Source organism: Leucothrix mucor DSM 2157 (assembly GCF_000419525.1).
GTDB lineage: Bacteria > Pseudomonadota > Gammaproteobacteria > Thiotrichales > Thiotrichaceae > Leucothrix > Leucothrix mucor.
The window spans coordinates 5,055,127-5,075,069 of sequence record NZ_ATTE01000001.1; the positions used below are offsets into that span (position 1 = coordinate 5,055,127).

Genomic DNA, 19,943 nt, shown 5'->3' on the forward strand with positions numbered 1-19,943 from the left:
CTAATATGGCTGTGGCTTATAGTGCTTTCTATCATGGTTTTGTAGTGATAGGACGAGCTAACCAATCAATCATCAGGAGTTGCCAATCATGACACGAACCTTTCTATCTTATTCTTGCGGGCTGGCATTACTGTTTAGCGCCACAGCTCAAGCTGATATCGAAGTCCGCTTTTCTGAAGGGGCTCCAAAAGATCGCTTTATCATTACCAATCAAGGCGAATGCGCAATCAGTAATTTGACGGTGGATCTTGATCTCTCGAAAAGTCAGGGTAAGTTGATTTTTGATATCACGGCAGCTGGTTCTGGCGTTGAAGTATTTCAGCCATTTGAAATCACAGAAGGGAATATGAAGCTGGCTTCTGGCGCGGCGGTTAAGGATGGCGATTCCTCGTTATCACTTCAGATTGAATCCATCAATCCCGGTGAGCGCGTGAGCTTTACCATTGATGTGGATGATACGTTACCGGTGAGTTCATTGGGAATGATTCGGGTAGCTGGCTCGGAAATTCAGGGTGGGGAAGTGACTATTAAAAGTGCTGAGATACCTAAGACAAGCGCGGTATTTGGGAATAATAGTCGAGCGATGGTTGCTGTGCCTAAGTGTGCTTAACGCTCACTTTCCCTGTCGAATTTGCTTCAAAATATCAAGCGAGATGCGATAGCCATTTTTTCGGATCTCCTCAATCAAGCGCTCGGCACTGTCAATAAACTGCATATCTTCAGCAATGCTTAGTATACGTACTAAGCCAGCAATTTGTAGACTCAGTGCCAAGGCTTGTTTGCGGGCTAGTCGATCATCGATGATTAGCAATGAACCAGATGATTCCAGTGCCAGCCTGATAGCCTGTTTTTCGCCATCACCTAAACTGCGTTGCAATTTGATTTCGGCTGTTCCTGCCGTTGGCGCATCAGGGACTAGCATGCCGCTATCGATAGCAGCCTGAATTCGTTTACTGCCTTCTTTTGAGTCGCTCAGGCATTCACGTTCCACGGCATCGGGTATTACGACGCTGCCGAATAACGCTTCCAAAATGGCTAGTTGATCAACTTTGGCTAGTGCGATCAGTGGCCCTGCATCAGAAATTACGACTGTAGCCATGCGCTAACATCCTGTGCCTCTTTGTCAGTCGTTTCATCGATTTTAACGATCTCAATTTCCAGCTCGTCTAAATGCTGGATGAAGTCACTTAGGTGTAGGCCACTGACTTTAGCTGCCGCTCCGAGCGATAACACGCCATCACGAAATAATACTGATGCGAGTGCCGGACGCAGGCTCTCTACGGTATTAATTAATGATTTATCCAAGTGCATTAATACGGAGTCAGGCTCATTTCCTTTGAGTATGAGCACCGGTTCTTCAATAGCTTGCCGTAATGCCAGTGATGGATTTTTCTTAAGATTGCGAACATTAGTAGCGTACATGGTATGCTCCAATTTAGTGTGGTTCACCTAGTGTAGTCCACGCTTTGAATCTGAAGCAAGCAAATAATTTGCGCGCAGCTATTGCTTGGTTTCGCGCAACAATTAAGGGCTTTTGCGCAATTAAAAAAGTTTTCGCGCAACATTTACGATCTTTCGCGCAATTAAATCCCGTTTCACGCAAGTTTAAAATATTTCGCGCAATAAAAAGCGGCTACACGCAATATCAATACGCATAGCCGCTTGGCGTTACTTTTACTTCCCCAGATTAAATCGGCGTAGTAATCGTTTCACCTTTCGCATCAAACCAGTACACCATCTCATCGCGACATTGCAGTTGCACTGCTTCACCCGTGCGGTATTCCCGCTCAGGATCAGCACGCACGACAATCGTCCCAACATCCGGCACATCGACATGCACAAAGCTGTCACTACCCAGCAATTCCGCGATTCCAATCACACCGCTGATATGGCCTTTCTCGACAATATCAATGTGTTCAGGGCGAATACCCAGCTGCGTTGCCGTTTCTGGTTTCTCACAGCCACGCGCCGTCGTAATTTCAGAGCCATCACCCAGTAACACAGACGTTGCCGAGCCCGGTTTACAGTCCACAATATTCATACGAGGCGAGCCAATAAAGGTCGCGACGAACATATTAGATGGGTTGCGATACAGCTCCAACGGCTTACCAACCTGCTCAATGGTTCCGGATGAGAACACCACGATACGATCTGCCAAAGTCATTGCTTCGACCTGATCATGGGTTACATAGATCATGGTGGCTTTGAGCTGATGGCGCAGTCTGGCAATCTGTACCCGCATGTCGACCCGTAGCGCAGCATCCAAGTTAGAGAGCGGCTCATCAAACAAGAAAGCTCGTGGATTACGGACAATGCTTCGTCCGATGGCCACACGCTGGCGCTGCCCACCAGAAAGGTCTTTTGGCTTACGGTCCAGCAAGCTATCCAGTTTCAGAATATCTGAGGCAGCTTTAACTTTCGCGTCAATTTCCGCTTTTGGCTTACCCGCAACTTTCAGAGGAAAGCCCATGTTCTCGCCAACCGTTTTGTGCGGGTAAAGCGCGTAAGACTGGAACACCATCGACAAGCCACGCTCTGAGGCGGAGAGGGCGGTGACATCCTCATCATCAATCAGAATCTGACCGTCAGAGGCTTCTTCCAAGCCTGCAATCAGGCGTAACATGGTGGATTTACCGCAGCCCGAAGGCCCGACAAATACCACAAACTCGCGGTCTTCAATGGTGAAGTCGACACCTTTGATAACGTGAATATCACCAAAGCTCTTGTGTATGTTTTGTAGTTTAATCTTGGCCATGATCTGCCTCCTGCATTACCCAATCCAAATAAACGGAAGCGGTCCACGTAAAGTCTTTACCGCCAAGTCCATCACCGGTAATCGGGTTAAAGTATTCGTAAAAACTGCTCTGTGCGATCAAATCCTCAGAGTCCTTGCGAATGCGCTTTGCACGCTCATGCTCGCCCACTTCGCTAAAGCCTAAGCCGATGCGGTTGTTGATTACGTGCCACACCGGTCCACGCCAATAACGCTTCGCATCAAAATCCGCATGCTCAGGGTCAAAGCTCGGTACCATAAATTTCACCTTATTGGCGATGCGATCAAACTGATCCATCAAGTGACCATGGTGTAAGTCGTTGTGCATGCTGGCGTAGCAAGACAAGAAGCTCGCCGCTGACACACTGTCGATTGGCTGTTGCAGTACCGGATCGTACGCTGTGTAAGCTTGTACTTTCGGATTCCACAAGTTAATCCAACCCAGCTCCAGCGTATTAATGTGCGACTGGATTAGCTCGATTGAGTCGGTGTCTTCCGGTAAGTACTTGTTCAGCAGCACGATCAGATCGCGGTTGGCGCGCAATAAGAACGCCGTCATACCAGGGTCAACCATGCGGAATGGGGAGTTTTGTCCCAGATACGCTTGTGGCCAATGGCGGTCGCGACCAAATTTCACCAAAGTGAGGTAGCGGTCATACTGTTCTTTAGTCGGGCGCTGGCTGCTGTCTACATGGTCTAAGTCGCGACGGGTATACGGTGGCAGGTCAGCAATTTCAACGCGTGCCATGCCCTGATCCCAATCGGTGAGGTTGTCACGGCCAGATTCCCAGGGGTGGATAATTTGGATGCCGAGTGATTGTGGATCAAGCCGCGCTTTCATAAACCAGTCATGCCAGCGGACTAAGCGACGCAACATGTCGTACATGCCGTTAACATCGCGATAAGGCCCAGCCTCATCCAACTGACGAACCACGCTCGCCAATACCGGCGGCTGAGTGATACCAGAGGTTTCAATAAATTGACCGGTATTCCAGATATCCGGACCGGGGAAATAACCATCATGATCACCACGGAACATGATGTGAGGAATCATGCCATCCGGCCATTGTGAAGAGGCCAGTTGCATGACTTCCTGCCAAGCACGGTGTTGGTTAATAAACCGATAACCTAAGGCGGCAAAGGCCGAGTCCCAGTTAAATTGCACGGGATACAAACCATGGGTTGGCAACGAGTATGTGCCACGGTCGTTTTGTTTTAGCACGTCAATGGCGCGCTGATACAGTGAGTTTGAAGTTGCCATATTATCCTTTAACGCTACCAGCGGTGAGCCCTTGCACAAGGAAGCGTTCCGCCCATAAGAAAATTACCAGAATTGGTGCCGTGGCTATCACAGCGCCAGCCATTAAATGTTGTCTCGGGACTTCCGAGGAGTTCAGCGATACCACACCACGTGATAGGGTGAACTTTTGCGGGTCATCCAAAAACATAAACGCAAACAGAAATTCATTCCAAGCAATCATAAAGACGTACAAAGCAACGGATGCCATGGCCGGCAAGCTGAGCGGCAGGGTAATGGTTAAGATCACGCGTAGGCGTGAACAGCCATCCATCATGCCGGCTTCTTCAAGCTCGCGAGGCAAGCCACGGAAGTAACCTTGCAGCATATACAGCGCCACTGGCAGTGTGGTTGCAGGGTAGACCAGTAACAGGCCGGTGAGGCTATTACGCAGGCCTAATTGTGAGAACACGGCGTATAGCGGGATAACCAATACAATCGCTGGCACCAGATAAATCATCAGGATTGAGCGAGACAGCACCACGCGACCAGGGAAGTTTAAGCGAGAGACCGCATAAGCACCCGGAATGGCAAAGGCCAGTGTAATGATGACGGTGAGTACGGAGACTAGCGCTGCATTCCACAAGTACACATCGAAGTTAAACTTGGTGAACAGCTCAATGTAAGAGCGGAACAAGTCAGGCATCGACTGGCTGAAGTCTGGCATTAAATCCAAAGGATTCATTAGCAGGGCTTGCTGGCTTTTCAAACTACTCATCACCAGTACATACAGCGGTAATAACACCATGACGCCGAAGAACAGGAAGCCGAAGTAGCGCATGGAGGTGATAAACGACAGCTCCAGATTGCGGCGCTTAATGCTATTGCGATCCAGTTTGGCCAGTATGTTTTGCATCATCCAGCTTTGCACAACCGCAAAACCAATCAAGGCCAGTAGCTGCCAGAGCGTGCTTTCGCCAAATGACAGGGTAAAGGGCTGAAACAAGGAAAACAGCAATACCCCAATGGCGTGAACGGCAATGGTAATCAGGCGATGGCGTTGATCTCGCTGAATAATCGGGCGTAAACCAATCCAGGCGGCACCGACTATTCCGGTCAATAGAAACGCCCAAAGCACGGGTTTAATCGCAAGGCCGGTTAACAAGGCCAGCGTCACGGCAATGGTGATACCGGTGAGAATAGACCAGATAGCACCGGTCAATAGCGCATAAAGCGGCGTGAAGACCTTAATCATAATCCTTCCTCCTTCGGAATGCTGCGGAAGTACAGCAACGACAGAATCAATAACAGTGCAAAGATGACCACAGCAACCGCCGCACCAGCACCCAAGTTACTTAAGGCGAAGGCTTGCTCGTACACGTCCACGGTGAGGGTACGGGTTCCAGCGTTACCACCAGTGAGCAGGAAGATGTCGTCGAATTTGTTAAACGTCCAGATAAAGCGGAGCAGGAACAATACCGCGATAATTCCGAACAACTGAGGCAGTGACAAGTGCCAGAACTGTTGGAGTGGCGATGCCCCATCCATTTCAGCGGCTTCGTACATATCGGTCGGGATAGATTGCATCCGCGCCATAATGAACATGAAAGCCAGTGGGAAATAACGCCAGATCTCAAAGGCGATAACCATTGAGAGTGCGACTGGGAAGTTGAACTCCATGCCCAGAAATTCAATCGGTGTACTGCGAATTCCAAAGAAGTTAATGGATTGCTCAATGACGCTCATTTGCTTGAGCAGGGCGTTGACCGCACCGGAGTAGGGGTCAAACAGTACCAGCCACGTAAACGCCATGGCGATAACGGGAGCCACATAGGGGAATAGAAATAATCCCCGCGCCACTGCGCGACCACGGAACTCTTTTTGTAGTAATTGGGCGGCAAATAAACCCATCACCAGCGCACCGATCGTGCCACCAAAGGTGTAAATCAGCGTGACCCACAGCACATCCCAAAAATGGGCACCATCGAAGACTTTCGCAAAGTTCTCAGTGGTGAAATCAAGGTTGGTCAGTACATTGTCTGAGCCACCACCCATGCTCGGTTCGAGTGATTTAAGCGGTATCGGGTTGTTGATATAGGCTTCACCAGCCGTCACTGGGATCTTTAAGCGCTCGCTAAATTTGGCGGGGATATCACCAAACTCACAGCTTAACTGAGAGGCGGCTAGTTGGCAGCGGCTATCCAGCTCAGTAATCGTAATGCCATCCGGTAGTGTGGTCCGGAGTGAAGCGTCTGTTACTTGCTTTTGTTGCGAACTGTTGCGTATTCGAAATTCGAGGGTTGCGGTGTCTCCAACGTTTTCCAGTGAGCCACGCAAGCGGGTATTGACCGTTGCTTCGGGCGCACGTAGATCATTTAAAGTAACCGGCTTCACGCTAATCCAGAAGGTCGCTACCAAGGGTAGCAACACGATCGCGAAGACGATGAAAATGGTTGGCAGCAGCATACTGTAGGCGAGTTTTGCCTCGCGCCGCGCCATTGGTCCGGCTGTAGTACTCATGCTATGAATGCTCGTGATTGGGTAGGGGTTAACCTGTAAAAGTTGGGGTGGCAAGTCCGGTGTGTGAAGCCGGACCTACCCACTCAGGCCTGGTAGCCTGATCGCTCGTTAAATCAATGGCTTAATCGATTTTACCTAGCTCTTCGTTCATCGCTTTAACGGTTGCGGCTGCATCGCGGGCACCATCAACGTATTCACGCACTAAACGATTGATCACTTGTGAGTTGATGATCTTAGAAGCAGCACCCAGCTGACCTTCTTTTACACCCCAGCGATCAGCTGTTGCCAAGCCTTCTGTGATTGAAGCGATGGTTTCTGCATCGTACAACTCAGACAGTGGCTTTTTACGATCAACACCCACTGGCAGCTTTGCCCAAGCGTCTAAGAACTTAGTCGGCTCATCTTTAGTACCGCGACGGATTGGGAATTTACCCTCTGGCGCGATAGCTAACGTGTTGGTGTAGCCTTCATCCATTGAGAAGCTGATGAATTTCTCTGCTGCTTCAGTATCGGCGTCATTGGTTACACCAAAGTAACGGATATCCGCCCATGCTGCGCCATCTGGGTTGCTAGGGCCCATAAAGCGAGTCACTACGCCCGTTTTGGATGCCAGTTCAGTAGACTCAGGATCGCTGTTCAAGGTTGGTGGCGCAGAGTCACGCAAACCCGCCAGTTCATCCAGAATAAACGGAGACCAGATGATCATCGCTGCTTTACCCGCAAAATACATTTCACGAGACTGCTTCCAGTAGAGGTCACCCGGAGGAGAGGCTTTTACCAAGGTCTTGTAGAAGTCTAATACTTCAGTGGTTTTCTTCTCATCCAGCGGCGAGAAGCCATCGTTGTTTACGGGTGATACGCCATTGGCCAGGAACACATGCTCCAGTACTTGGCTCATGAAGTTTTCATCAATCTTAGTCGGTGCAACAAAGCCGTAAAGCTCAGGTGGGTTGTGCAGCGCTTCGATAGCTTTAGCGATGCTTGCGTAGCTGGTTGGAGCCTCAAGGCCTTTCTCTTTGAACAGGTCTTTACGGTACAGCACTAACTGAGTCCAGCCATCAACCGGAACGGCTGCGTAGCCTTCTGGTAGCTTAGCCATATTCAGTGCGCCCGGTGCGAACGTATCCACGCCCAGTGCATTGATCAGGTCAGTGTTGATTTCGGTATCCAAAATACCGGCTTCACTCCATGGCAGTGCGTACTGCAGCGGGAAGTAAATCACATCCGGTAGATCGCCAGCAGCCAATGCAGCCGTTGCACGAGTTCCCAGATCTTTCTCAGTCACTGGAATGATTTGTACTTCAATGCCGCTAGTGGCTTTGAATTTATCCGCAGTTTCTTGCTGCTTGGCTAGGCGCTCAGGTTGCTCTTCTGTGGTCCAAAAGCGCAGTGTGTCAGCAGATGCCATGCTGCTCATCATCAGCGTGGCGGCCAGTGCCAGTGCAATTTTCTTCATCGATGGTTTCATACTCGTCATCTCTTATTTCCTCCTAAAGTGTCAAGAGACTTGCTCAATCGATTCTACGGTCAGAATCACGTTCAATCAGTTGTAGCGGTAATAACATATGCTCCGGTTCGCAATCGGGCGTTTCCAGCAAGCGTAATAACATGCGGGACACTTGCTCACCGGCATCTTTCAGCGGTTGGCGTAAAGTGGTTAATGAGGGCGACACATAAGCCGCCAAGTGGAAATCGCCATAACCAATCACGGCAATATCCGGGCCCACTCTCAGGCCATGTTGCTGAATGGCATTCATCGCGCCAATCGCCATGGCATCACTGCCACAAAAAATCGCATCGGGAATGGATTTGGTATCTTTTAACCACGCCTCGGTAATTTTAAACCCGGAGGCTTCGCTCATATCGCCTTCTTGCAGTTGCAAGCTAATGCCTTCGCTGCGCTCAATAATGTGTTTGTAGCCTTGTACCAGTAGGCGCGAGAAGTTAAACATTTCTGGCGGCGTGATCAGTGCCAGACGTTTGCGGTCTTGCGCGATAAAGCGCTTAGCGACTAACTTGGCGCCAGCCAGCATATCCATATCAAACCAGCTGTAGCTTTTGGAGCGGCTGGTGCGGCCATGGCACACAAAGGGAATGTTATTGTCTTGCAGTAACTTGATGCGCTCATCCTGTGGTCGGGTACGGGCAACGATAAAGGCATTTGCCTTATTCTCACGTAACAGACGACGGTAAACCTCAATTTCAGAGCGTTCACAAGCGGGCATGGTAATGAGTAGGTCGCGTTCGGCGGCGGTGAGGGTGTCACCAATACCGGCAATAAAGCTGGCAAAGAACGGATCGGAAAAACGGTGTACGCCCGGTGGCATAACATAGGCAACGGTATCGACGCGGGATTTACCACGGGCCAGTTGCTGAGCCACACGAGAAGGGCGGTAATTGAGTGCTTCGGCAGCAGCTTGTACGCGTTGACGAGTGGTGGGGCTAATATCCTGATAATTATTCAGCGCGCGCGATACGGTGCTAGGCGTAAGCCCTACATGTTCAGCCAACTGCTTCAGATTGATATTTGATGCCATCTGGACCTCCTCCATTCGAAAATGTGCTCCGAAAGCGATTTTGATATTACCGAAATCGCTTTCGTAGATCAATACTATTTTGCGACTAATCTAATACGCTATTGTTTTTTGGTGTGGAAAATAAGACAGGGAACTGCAATGAGTCCCCTGTCGGTTAGCGAGTGTTGAGCCGCGTTTTCGCGGCTTTTAGCAATGATATTTAGCGCAGCATGGCGTTTAAGTGATCGACTACTTCTGCCCAATCGGCATCTTCAGTAATCGACTCTTTTAGAAAAGCGGCCTGTGAGTCGCTCCAGCAGTCGGCTTCGTGCAGCTCTACGCTGGCAGGAATCGGCTTGTGGGATGAGACAAATTGCTCAATCGCTGCATCGTCATCGGCTAAGCCCAGCTGGGCGAATAATGAATTGAGAGAATGTACGGGTGAATCCATGATTATCTCCTTAGTTGTGTCTATAAAGTCAGCCGAACTTTCATATTGGTGCAAGCTCGGCTTCGGTAAAACGCGGTCACTTTCGGTAATGCTGCGCTGATCTTATCGGAATGTAAACTGCCTGCATAAATTTGCGGGTATAAAGCAGGCACGCCCATTTGGTTTAAAGTGTGATAGCATTAACCGACCCCGCACTGAGCCTAAGGCGACTATTTATTAGTGCTCAGCGCAGTGTGAAAGGTCTGGAGGAAATGCAATAAAAACAACTTATTAGCCGCTTCCGGAGGTATGGTTTTATGCAGAAAAACTGTTTGGTCTTTACAGACCTGGACGGAACCTTGCTCGATCATCACAATTATAGTCACGCCGCCGCACAAACTGCGCTGGACGCGCTGGCTGCTTTGCACATCCCCGTTATATTAAACTCCAGCAAAACCCTCAGCGAAATTGAATTTATCGCAGCCGATATCGGGCTCGACTCTCCTCGTATTGCCGAAAATGGCAGCTTAATTGCTTACCCAAAAACCGGTGAAATTAAGATATTGGGCGCAGACTATGCTTCGATTTGCGACTGCCTCAAGCGCTTGCGCGACACTTACGATTATCAATTTACCGGCTTTAATGACTGGAGCGCGGAAGATATTGCCGAGGTAACCGGTTTAGATATTGACGCGGCGGCTCGGGCCAAACAGCGCGAAGCCAGCGAGCCGTTAATTTGGCAGGATAATGCGGAGGAGCTGGAAGCATTTAAAGCGCAATTAGCTGAAAACGGCTTGAGCTTAAAACGCGGCGGGCGTTTCTGGCATGTCATGGGGCAGGCCGATAAAGTGATGGCGATGCAGTATCTGGTCGATGCGCAGCAAGCAAGGCAATCTGAAAAGCCCTTAGTGATCGCGCTGGGCGATGGGCCCAATGATAAAGATATGCTGGCAGCGGCCGATATTGCAGTCATTGTGTACAACCCCGATGGCACCGTGTTTGATCTGCCGGAGCGCGATACGCAACGCCAAATTCGCACCAAACTGGCTGGCCCCACCGGCTGGAATGCCACGATTATGCAGTTACTTAACGAATAATAAATCAACTTAAGGGAATTTATGTCTGACTTTAAACAAAATGGACCAATAACCACGTTACATCGTCTGCCGGGTTATTCGTTAGAAAAGATTGAGAATGACTTGCGTCGATTTGCGAAGCGCTCGCCCATGACGCTGATTTTGCCTTCCTTGTTCTCCGAGCTGGAAGGTCCAGCTTTGGCCAATATTCTCGAAGAGCTGAAAGGTGCTGATTACATTAATGAAATCGTGATTGGTTTGGATCAGGCTAATGAGGAGCAGTTTCATTACGCCAAAGAGTTCTTCTCCTGCCTGCCACAAAAAACACGCATTTTATGGAATGACGGCCCACGCCTGCGCGCCATTGCCGATGAGTTAGAGGCCCGTAAACTAGGACCAAGTCAAGCCGGTAAAGGTCGCAATGTGTGGTACTGCATGGGCTATATTCTTTCGGAAAATAACAGCAAGGCCGTAGCGCTGCATGACTGCGATATTCTGACCTACACCCGTGATATTCCGGCGCGCTTGTTCTATCCCATTGTAAACCCCGCACTCGATTTTGAGTTTTGCAAAGGCTATTACACGCGGGTGAATGATAAGGGGCAGTTGAGTGGTCGCGTCACGCGTTTGTTTGTTCAGCCTCTAATTACCTCGCTGCAAAAAGTGTTGGGTCATACGGAGTATCTCGACTTTTTAGATGCCTTCCGCTATCCACTATCCGGTGAGTTTTCCTTAAGTACTGACCTGATTAATGCCATGCGCATTCCCAGTGATTGGGGGCTTGAGGTCGGGATTTTGTCGGAGGCTTATCGCAATACCACCAGCCGCCGTGTCTGTCAGGTAGACATTGCCGATAACTACGATCATAAGCATCAGGAAATGGGTGAGGAAGACCATAAAGGCGGCCTCTCTCGCATGAGTTATGAAATTGCTAAGGCGATTTTCCGTAAGCTCGGCACCGAAGGCACGATTATGGATAAGGCCTTTTTCAGAGCATTGAAAGCGGTTTATCTGCGTGAAGCCTTGGATATGCTGGAGCGTTATGATGCGGATGCGCATATCAACGGGCTAACGCTTGACCTACATGCTGAAGAAAAGTCGGTAGAGTTTTTCTCTGGTAGCATTTTAGATGCCGGTGAAAAGTACCTGAAAAACCCACTCGAAACGCCATTTATTCCAAATTGGATGCGGGTATTTAGTGCAGTGCCTGATTTGCCAGAGCGCTTGTTAGAAGCGGTTAAGCAGGATAATGCTTAGATTTTAATGAATGGTTAGGGCGTTTTTTAAATACCGCATCAGTCGGTTTTTAGCTGCTAAGCCATCATTGAGCAAAAAATAGGGAAGTAGCTGATTCATTTCAGCACTTCCCGAGCCTCGGCCAACTCTCTGTTGGCCTTTTTTATTTCATAAATTTTCCACCTTGTTTGTTACATTCTAACGGGCCATTTGAAGGTTTTATTTTGTTTAAAATAAAGTCAAATCATCATTGTTATTTTATGTTCTTTTTGGCCCCGTTATTGGTGTTTTATTCCTCGTTTTTATGGCTATAGACTAAAGCTGAGCTGCTGGCTAAGAAAAAATAGTGGGCTTTATGTCATCTAAAAACGCTTAAAAATCACCCGAAATACATCCCTGAAATAACCTATTCATTACCCGAAAATCGATGGTTTTTTATTGTTGATTTGTTCTCGGTAAAAAACTTTTTGTTGATTTTTACAAAATGGTAATGTAATTTTGTCGCCGAAATTAATCTTACAAATATTACAAATTAAGGTTTGCTTGTGGCAAGTTAACCAATTTTAAACGTTAAGAGTGTGTTCCTGGCGTTGAAAAACGTGATTTTGTAAGCGTTACAAATGTTACAAATGTTACAAATATTGCAAATTTACATAGGATGGGGAAATCAAATGAAGTTAGTAACACTAGCAGCCGCGATCGCGGTAGCGTCTCTCTCTGTGTCTGCTCAGGCATACGAATTCAAAATTTCAGGTGATATCAATATAGGCTATTTCTCTAAGGCTGATGAAGTTCAGGAGAATGGTTCGGAGCTTAACTTTGATGTAAAAACCAAAAAACACAATGGCGTGGTATTTATGGCTCATACTGAACTAGATATCAACGGTATCTACAGTGACGATGATGAGCCTCGTTTTGAAGAAATTCGTGCCGGTGCCAAAGGTAAGTTTGGTGAAATTTGGTTTGGTGACCAGAGCAACGCTTGCGACAAACTCCAGAAGGGTGGTGATTTTCATAAATTGCTGGGCGCGAGCACCAATGGCTGCAAAAACACCCCAAAAGGCACCGTGCTTTATATGCGCAAGTTCGGCGGTACCCGCGTGGGTGTTTCCCATAACCCACGTGAAGATGAAAGCGCGATTGCTGTGCGCCATCACGTGACCAAAAAGACGGTTGTTGCTGCAGGTTATGTGGTTTCAGATGGTGATAAGTTTGTGTCGGTATCGGGAACCACTCATATTGGCCCTGCAACGCTAAAAACGCGTATCAGAAATCAGCAGGATGGCGATACGATCTGGAGCGTGCATGCCAAATACAATGTGGGCAAAAACGACTTTTATGGTGCACTGGAAGACGACGATACCTTGTCTCTGGGTTATAAGCGCAAATTCGGAAGATCAGGCTTCTTAGTTGAAGCAAGAAACAAGGATGGAGAGGGTGATATCGAATATGCAGTTGGTGTTACCACTGAATGGAAGTAAGGCTTAAGTAAGAAGCGAATAAGCGGAAACGCTTAGGAAAGTCCCCTACGGTCTCTGGCCGGAGTATTCTGGCCGGGGATTTTTTTATTGTTAGAGGCATTACAAACGGGCTTTGCTATCTCTGAGCAAAGTAGCCAGACAACAAAAAGCCGGATAATGAAACTAAAGAATACTTAGTCCATCACCCGGCTTTTCTATATCAGCTGATTAAGCCTGAGTAGCGGCCAGCAACGAGGCATTACCACCCGCCGCCGTTGTATCAATACACACATGGCGCTCCAGTACGCAACGCTCAGTCAATTTCGCCTCAGTCACTAGCGGAATCAATGCACCTTTACGAGAAGCCAATGCTTGTCTTGCAACGCGCAAATCATCCGTTCCAGCCCAGGAAGCCACCACATCAATGCCATCCAGCAGCTTCAGATCTTTAAGATCCATTGTGCCATCTAGCGTTGCAATCGCTGGCGAACCAGAGTCTGCGATGCCGGGTGCAATGGCCAATACTGCACAACCCACACTGGCTGCCTGCTTAGCCTGATCCATAGCCGCTTCCGCGGTTGGGCCAAGGCACAGCACTGTACCGCGTGCATAGCTTGAAAGACGGTTAGATTCACCGGTTGGTCCAGGTAAATCCAAGACTTCCAGCAAGTTCTCACTTGGGTTTGGCAGTTTGTTCAGGCTAGCCTGAATCGCTTCAACTGACAGTGTTGGGGTAGCGTCATCCGCCGCAGCCGTTGCGCTACCATTTTCAGCCTGCATAAAGCGAGGTACATAACGTGGGCCACCGGCTTTAGGGCCAGTTCCAGATAAGCCTTCACCACCAAACGGCTGAGAGCCAACCACCGCACCAATCTGGTTACGGTTGATGTACATATTACCGACTTTAAGCTTGGTTGTGATCTCTTCAACACGGTCATCAATACGCGTGTGCAAGCCGAAGGTTAAGCCATAGCCACTGCCATTGATGTCTTGAATAACCTTATCCAGCTCTTCTGCTTTAAAGGTTGCAACGTGCAATACCGGACCAAAGATCTCACGCGCCAAATCATTGATGCTATCGATTTTAATCACCGTTGGTGCAACAAAGAAACCGGCCTTTGGTACGTCCATTTGTTTGAGCAAACGGCCTTCTGAGCGAGCCGTTTCGATGTGATTGTTGATCTGTGTTTGAGCATCTTCATCGATAACCGGGCCAACGTCTGTGGCGTAATCCCATGGCGCGCCAATCACTAATTCTTCCATTGCGCCGTAGAGCATTTTCAGAATGATATCAGCCGTGTCTTTCTGTACATACAGCACACGCAATGCAGAACAACGCTGACCAGCAGACTGGAATGAAGAGTTCACAATGTCGCGAACCGCTTGCTCTGGCAGGGCAGTACTGTCAACGATCATGGCATTCAAACCACCCGTTTCAGCGATCAGGCTAGCTTGTGGGTCAAGGTTAGCCGCCATTGAGCGGTTGATCAGCTGTGCTGTATCGGTAGAGCCCGTAAAGCAGATACCACTAATGCGCTTATCAGAACTCAAGCGAGCACCAACAACCGAACCTTCACCCGGCAACAGTTGCAATGCGCTAACCGGTACGCCTGCTTCGTGCAGTAATTTCACCGCAACGTAAGCGGTAATTGGCGCTTGCTCAGCAGGCTTAGCAACCACTGCGTTTCCAGCGGCTAATGCGGCAGAAAGTTGGCCGGTAAAGATTGCCAATGGGAAGTTCCAAGGCGAAATACAAGCAATCACACCGCGTGGCGTCGCAGCGGGTGTTTCTTTTTCGATGCGAACAGATTCAGCCGCGTAATAGCGTAGGAAATCCACTGCTTCACGCAACTCGGCAATCACGTCCATTGGAATCTTGCCGGCTTCACGAGCTAGTACCGCAAACAACTCACCGAAGTTTTCTTCGTATAAGTCTGCTGCGCGATTCAAAATAGTGGCGCGCTCAACGGCTGAAACATCCGTCCAAGTTTTAGCAGAAGCCAATGCCGCTTCAACTACTTCAGAAGAGGCTTCCAAAACTGTTCCAACAATATCTTCTGGATTAGCAGGGTTGCGAATAGTGGTGCCGGTCAGGTCAGCATCGTCAACTTCAGCGGCAATTAAGTAGCCTGCTTCCCACGTGGTGCCAGCGAATGGTGTACGCGCGGCTTCGATCTCATCCAAATCGTCCAGATTGTGCAAATCCCAACCGCGCGAGTTAATCCGCTGTGGCTGGTAAATTTGTGATGGCTTAGCGATTTCGCCTTTTGCGTTGACGCCAGCCATATCCGTTGGGATATCCGCTGAGTTAATCAGCTTGTTTTCTACTTTAACAAATGGGTCCGCGGCAACATCACGAGCGGCAATATTGGTATCGACGATTTGGTTTACAAAGGAGCTGTTCGCGCCGTTTTCCAGCAAACGACGAACCAAGTAAGCCAATAAGTCGCGATGTGCTCCAACCGGTGCATAAATACGGCAGCGGGTTTTCGCTTGCTTTAATACGGTTAAGTGCAGTGCTTCACCCATGCCGTGCAGGCGTTGGAATTCAAACGCGCTGTTATCGGTTGCCAGCTCTAAAATAGCGGCAACGGTGTGTGCGTTGTGTGTTGCAAACTGTGGGTAAATGCGGTCAGTCATGCCTAGCAGCTTTTTGGAGCAGCTAATGTAAGCCGCATCGGTGTTTGGCTTGTGAGTGTAAACCGGGAAGCCAGCCAAGCCTTCAGCTTGTGACAGTTTGATCTCGGTATCCCAGTACGCGCCTTTAACCAAGCGCACCATGATTTTACGATCCAGCTCAGTCGCCAGTGCATTCAACCAATCAATGACTTGTGGGCAACGCTTGCCGTATGCCTGTACCACCACACCGAAGCCATCCCAGCCTGCCAGTGTTGGATCACGCAAAACCGCTTCGATAATATCCAGCGATAAATCCAGACGATCGGCTTCTTCGGCGTCAATGTTAAAGCCCATACCAGCGGCTTTAGCTTGATGCGCTAATTTACTAGTGCTGGCCACCAGCTCAGTCATTACGCGATCACGCTGGCCCACTTCATAACGTGGGTGCAGGGCAGATAGCTTAATTGAGATACCGGGGTTTTCACGGATGTCGTCAGATTTGCATTCTTTTGCCAAGTCAGCGATCGCTTTTTCATAAGCATCAAAGAATTTTTGTGCATCGCTGGAGGTCAGCGCTGCTTCACCTAACATGTCGTAGGAGAATGTGAAGCCCATTTTCTGCTGCTTCTGGCCGCGTTCGATGGCTTCTTTAATAGTACGGCCTAATACGAACTCGCTACCCAGTTCTTTCATCGCTTGCTTAACCGCAACACGAATGACTGGCTCGCCCAGGCGTTTGACCGCCCCGAACAAGATGTTAGCAATTCCTTTGGTTTCGTCTTCTTTAAGGATCTTACCGGTGATCATTAAGGCCCATGTTGAAGCATTGACCAGTGAGGAGCTGGATTGACCCAAATGCTCACCCCAAGAAGACGGAGCGATCTTATCTTCAATCAGTGCATCCATAGTGTCAGCGTCAGGCACGCGTAGCAGCGCCTCTGCCAAGCACATCAATGCCACGCCTTCATCAGTGGATAAGCCATATTCCGCTAAGAATGCTTCCATTAGACCGGGTTTGTCTGAGGCACGAATATCTTCTACCAAACGCGTCGCGCGTTCGACAATGCGTTCACGAACGTCAGGTGCAATCGGGGCGGACTGCATCAAATTTTTCAAAACTAGTTGCTCATCTGCAAGGTGTGCAGTGCGCATCGATTGACGAATGGTATTGAGATGGTTCATGGGCTTAGCTCCTCAGGGGTCAAGTGAATGATCAATGTATCACTGGTGTAATCACCAAAAATCCTTTATTTTGATAATTAACGGGAAAAATGAGCTGTTTTTTTAAAGAGTAATAGAAAAATGAGTTTAAATCATCAAATACTAAGGCAATTAGACCAATTTGACCTGCATATACTCAAAGTGCTGTCGCATGATGGGCGAATTTCAGTGACTGAGTTGTCTGATCGGGTAGGCCTAAGCAAGAGTCCCTGCCAGGTACGGCTGAAACGCCTGCAGTCTGAGGGCTATATTAAAGGGTTTCGTGCTGAATTAAACGCACAAATGCTGGGATTGGAGCATGTCGCCTTTGCTGAGGTGAAGTTGCGCGATACATCTGAGCGCTCGTTGAATGCCTTTAATGCGGCTGTGGGTAAGATTACGGAGGTCGAGCAATGTCATATGATTGCAGGGCAGTTTGATTACTTACTTAAAGTACGCACTAAAGATATCCAAGCCTATCGCCGCGTGCTGGGTGAGCAAATCTCAACGCTGCCTAATGTATTAAGCACTTCAACTTATGTGAGTATGCAGTCCGTAAAAGAAAGCGGCATGTTAGTGGTTTAGGTTTAGCTGCTAAGTTGGCCGACGATTATTAAGAAACTTACGATAGGCTCGCGGTGAGCCTGTTTACCCAATCAGTTCCGGAGACGACGTGAACGAAAAAAATGCAATTAACGCACTGGTCAGTGGTATTTATGCCGCCTTTGCCGGAAGTCTGGTGGTGTTCCTCGGTATGATGCTTAACTTTCTATGGGTAGGTGGCTTTGGGCATTTTATGAATGCATTGGGCGGTTCGCTGTTGTTCTACTTCTTCACAGCCATTAGCTCGATGTTTTTGACTATTTTTGTGTGTGCGCCGGTTTATCTGTGGCTGGCCAGGCGTGGCAGAGCAAATTATGTGAGTGCCAGCCTAGTCGGGTTGCTATTGAGTTTGGTGCTATTTGGCTTTTTCCCGGCGTGGGAGAATCTTTATTGGGCGATCGCAGGGGCGGCAACCGGCGCGTTGTTTCATTACTACTTTAATAAAACTAAAGATCTGGCCTGAGTTATTTAGAGTGTGAGCTTGGCCGCTCTAAACTGCAGGCATAAAAAAAGGTGGTTAGGGCTAGCCCAACCACCTTGGTCAAATTCGGACTAATTAGCCGTTATTTGCTGGTACTTCTTCTTCAGCTTCTTCTGCTGGCATTTCGTCGTCAGCTGTTGCTTCATCAGCAGCTTCTTCGTCCATTGCTTCTTCGCCAGTTGCTGTGTTTTCAGCAACACAGCTGCTAATCGCTTCTTCCATGTCTTCTTCAGCAACTTCTGCTTCAGTCGCAGCATTGCGGCAAGACTCAATCAACTCATCCATTTCTTCCTGAGCCATTTCACTGCTAGGCGCTGCTTCTTCTGCATGAGACTCAGCAAACGTTGGGCTTACTGCGAAAGTCAAAGTAGAAGCCAATAACAGCATGAATAACTTGTTGTTCATTTATTAATTTCCTAATTGAAATAAGTTGGTGTTCGGGTTCGGGGGATATCCCGACTTCAGGTGCGATTTATACGCGCTCTGATTGAACTCATCCAACAATATAAACAGGTGGTTTCGATCATAAAAATCGATCGTAAAGCCACCTGATTCAGGTAACTAATGGCGGCTGAAGCTTGCGCTTTATGTCGATGATTGACGATGCTTTAAAATCACTGCTGTACGTAAGCGACTTTGGCCAAACTGCGCCATTTTATCGAAGTTTTTACGGCTGATGGGTAGGTACTGATTATCCAGCTCAAAGCGGTAAAACTCTTCGTCGATTAGCGGGTCGTGCAGATAAATAAAGCGATCATCCATTGCCGTTACTAATACCCAGTGCGGCGTTTTCTGCCCATCAAAGCGATAGGTGCTGATTAGGATTAGCGGGATGTCGCCTTGTTTAAGGGCCGCCTCAAGATCATCTTGCGTAATGTTCTTATAATGTATGGTGCCGCCTTTGGCTTGCAGGCGTTCCAGATAATCGTTATGCACCAGCTCGATCACCTGTTTCTTCTTATCATCGCGCACCGAATCAATAAACGGAGTGCTTTGGGTTGAGAGGTAGGTTTCGGTAATTACGCCGCGCTCAATGGCTGCCAGTGCCAAACCCACCGGACTGCAGCCGCCGTGGCCTGCCATCATATAAATAGTGGTGGCTTCACGCCAGATGCTCAACTCTTCAGTAAGGGTCAGTGCTTGCTCAGGGTTTAAAGCTGACATAGCCATCATCAACGCCGCTGGGCCGCAGGTAAAATCAGTATGCTGCGGGTAATAGGGCACATTGACATGCGTGGTGCGCTCGCCGGGGTACAAAATACGCTTTTGCAGGCGCAATGCATCCTCGTGATCTTCGTAATAATCCTTGTATTCACCAAAGCTAAAATAGCCGCGCTTCTTATACAGCGCAATCGCACTTTCATTGTCACGGCGTACTTCGAGGCGCATACTAATGCGTCCGCTTTGTGCGCAGATTTGCTCGGCTTTACTCAGCAGCTGCTGTGCCACACCTAGGCCTCGACACTCAGGGTTTACGGCAATAGAATACAGGCGCGCCAGCTGGGTGCCTTCATGTAATAATACCAGTATGTACCCCAACACTTTTTGCTCTTGTTCGCAAACAAGGAAGCAGTTGCTGGTGGTACTTAAAAAATGCCGGAAGCTTCGGCGACTGAGTAAGTCGCTGGTAAAGCACAGGTGTTCAAGGTTTAATAGATCCTTCAAGTCGGTTAAGACGGCGGGACGAACGAGCGGGGCAGACATAGTGCTTCCTTCGCAAAGAAAATATAGGCTGTCTGACGGTTTCAGGCAGATTCTTGATAGTTCACACAGGTCTTAATCTGTGGTGAAG

At 48.6% G+C, this 19,943-nt stretch carries 18 protein-coding genes; 6 read left to right on the forward strand and 12 right to left on the reverse strand.

Features of this window, described 5'->3' with window-relative positions:
- Nucleotides 1-88: 88 nt before the first annotated feature.
- Entirely contained in the window at nucleotides 89-610 is a 522-nt protein-coding gene (locus LEUMU_RS0123265; protein ID WP_022954705.1) for a hypothetical protein, read from the forward strand.
- A 3-nt stretch (nucleotides 611-613) separates the two neighbouring features.
- Here LEUMU_RS0123265 and LEUMU_RS0123270 read toward each other — a convergent pair whose 3' ends face one another.
- The 9 genes from LEUMU_RS0123270 to LEUMU_RS0123310 all read right to left on the reverse strand — a co-directional run bounded on the left by LEUMU_RS0123270 (nucleotide 614) and on the right by LEUMU_RS0123310 (nucleotide 9,497).
- Nucleotides 614-1,099 carry a PIN domain-containing protein gene (locus tag LEUMU_RS0123270; RefSeq protein WP_022954706.1) on the reverse strand — a complete coding sequence of 162 codons (486 nt, stop codon included), beginning with the start codon at nucleotides 1,097-1,099 and terminating at the stop codon, nucleotides 614-616.
- Nucleotides 1,084-1,422: a UPF0175 family protein gene (locus LEUMU_RS0123275; protein WP_022954707.1), complete on the reverse strand. Its 339-nt coding sequence runs from the start codon at nucleotides 1,420-1,422 to the stop codon at nucleotides 1,084-1,086. The genes LEUMU_RS0123270 and LEUMU_RS0123275 overlap by 16 nt, the downstream gene beginning before the upstream one ends.
- A 265-nt stretch (nucleotides 1,423-1,687) precedes the next feature.
- Nucleotides 1,688-2,755, reverse strand: coding sequence for an ABC transporter ATP-binding protein (locus tag LEUMU_RS0123280; RefSeq protein ID WP_022954708.1), 1,068 nt, complete (start codon nucleotides 2,753-2,755; stop codon nucleotides 1,688-1,690).
- Nucleotides 2,742-4,034, reverse strand: a complete 1,293-nt coding sequence (locus LEUMU_RS0123285; RefSeq protein WP_022954709.1) for an MGH1-like glycoside hydrolase domain-containing protein — start codon at nucleotides 4,032-4,034, stop codon at nucleotides 2,742-2,744. The genes LEUMU_RS0123280 and LEUMU_RS0123285 overlap by 14 nt, the downstream gene beginning before the upstream one ends.
- A 1-nt stretch (nucleotide 4,035) precedes the next feature.
- Entirely contained in the window at nucleotides 4,036-5,265 is a 1,230-nt protein-coding gene (locus LEUMU_RS0123290) for a carbohydrate ABC transporter permease (RefSeq protein ID WP_022954710.1), read from the reverse strand.
- Nucleotides 5,262-6,530 (reverse strand): carbohydrate ABC transporter permease, encoded by a 1,269-nt coding sequence (locus LEUMU_RS0123295; RefSeq protein WP_022954711.1) that lies wholly within the window; start codon nucleotides 6,528-6,530, stop codon nucleotides 5,262-5,264. The genes LEUMU_RS0123290 and LEUMU_RS0123295 overlap by 4 nt, the downstream gene beginning before the upstream one ends.
- Before the next feature lie 121 nt (nucleotides 6,531-6,651).
- A complete protein-coding gene (locus tag LEUMU_RS0123300) occupies nucleotides 6,652-8,007 on the reverse strand; it encodes an ABC transporter substrate-binding protein (RefSeq protein WP_022954712.1) in 1,356 nt (451 codons plus the stop codon).
- Between the two features lie 34 nt (nucleotides 8,008-8,041).
- The gene (locus tag LEUMU_RS0123305) at nucleotides 8,042-9,067 is read right to left on the reverse strand and encodes a LacI family DNA-binding transcriptional regulator (RefSeq protein ID WP_022954713.1); all 1,026 of its coding nucleotides are present in this window, start codon (nucleotides 9,065-9,067) and stop codon (nucleotides 8,042-8,044) included.
- Nucleotides 9,068-9,266: 199 nt separating this feature from the next.
- Nucleotides 9,267-9,497 (reverse strand): DUF2789 domain-containing protein, encoded by a 231-nt coding sequence (locus LEUMU_RS0123310; RefSeq protein WP_022954714.1) that lies wholly within the window; start codon nucleotides 9,495-9,497, stop codon nucleotides 9,267-9,269.
- A 296-nt stretch (nucleotides 9,498-9,793) separates the two neighbouring features.
- Between LEUMU_RS0123310 and LEUMU_RS0123315 the strand changes: the two genes are divergently transcribed.
- The 3 genes from LEUMU_RS0123315 (at nucleotide 9,794) to LEUMU_RS0123325 (ending at nucleotide 13,269) form a co-directional block, all read left to right on the forward strand.
- Nucleotides 9,794-10,573, forward strand: a complete 780-nt coding sequence (locus LEUMU_RS0123315) for an HAD-IIB family hydrolase (RefSeq protein ID WP_022954715.1) — start codon at nucleotides 9,794-9,796, stop codon at nucleotides 10,571-10,573.
- A 21-nt stretch (nucleotides 10,574-10,594) separates the two neighbouring features.
- Nucleotides 10,595-11,809 carry a glycosyltransferase family protein gene (locus LEUMU_RS0123320; protein ID WP_022954716.1) on the forward strand — a complete coding sequence of 405 codons (1,215 nt, stop codon included), beginning with the start codon at nucleotides 10,595-10,597 and terminating at the stop codon, nucleotides 11,807-11,809.
- A 650-nt stretch (nucleotides 11,810-12,459) separates the two neighbouring features.
- The gene (locus tag LEUMU_RS0123325; RefSeq protein ID WP_022954717.1) at nucleotides 12,460-13,269 is read left to right on the forward strand and encodes a porin; all 810 of its coding nucleotides are present in this window, start codon (nucleotides 12,460-12,462) and stop codon (nucleotides 13,267-13,269) included.
- Nucleotides 13,270-13,476: 207 nt separating this feature from the next.
- On the opposite strand, the gene putA is transcribed toward LEUMU_RS0123325, so the two are convergent.
- Nucleotides 13,477-17,049, reverse strand: a complete 3,573-nt coding sequence (gene putA / locus LEUMU_RS0123330; protein ID WP_022954718.1) for a bifunctional proline dehydrogenase/L-glutamate gamma-semialdehyde dehydrogenase PutA — start codon at nucleotides 17,047-17,049, stop codon at nucleotides 13,477-13,479.
- A 120-nt stretch (nucleotides 17,050-17,169) separates the two neighbouring features.
- Between putA and LEUMU_RS0123335 the strand changes: the two genes are divergently transcribed.
- Both LEUMU_RS0123335 and LEUMU_RS0123340 read left to right on the forward strand, forming a co-directional pair.
- Entirely contained in the window at nucleotides 17,170-17,652 is a 483-nt protein-coding gene (locus tag LEUMU_RS0123335; RefSeq protein WP_022954719.1) for an Lrp/AsnC family transcriptional regulator, read from the forward strand.
- Nucleotides 17,653-17,740: 88 nt separating this feature from the next.
- A complete protein-coding gene (locus LEUMU_RS0123340; RefSeq protein WP_022954720.1) occupies nucleotides 17,741-18,133 on the forward strand; it encodes a hypothetical protein in 393 nt (130 codons plus the stop codon).
- Between the two features lie 93 nt (nucleotides 18,134-18,226).
- Here LEUMU_RS0123340 and LEUMU_RS0123345 read toward each other — a convergent pair whose 3' ends face one another.
- Nucleotides 18,227-18,556: a hypothetical protein gene (locus LEUMU_RS0123345; RefSeq protein WP_022954721.1), complete on the reverse strand. Its 330-nt coding sequence runs from the start codon at nucleotides 18,554-18,556 to the stop codon at nucleotides 18,227-18,229.
- A 180-nt stretch (nucleotides 18,557-18,736) separates the two neighbouring features.
- The gene (gene rimI, locus LEUMU_RS0123350) at nucleotides 18,737-19,855 is read right to left on the reverse strand and encodes a ribosomal protein S18-alanine N-acetyltransferase (RefSeq protein ID WP_022954722.1); all 1,119 of its coding nucleotides are present in this window, start codon (nucleotides 19,853-19,855) and stop codon (nucleotides 18,737-18,739) included.
- Nucleotides 19,856-19,943: the final 88 nt, after the last annotated feature.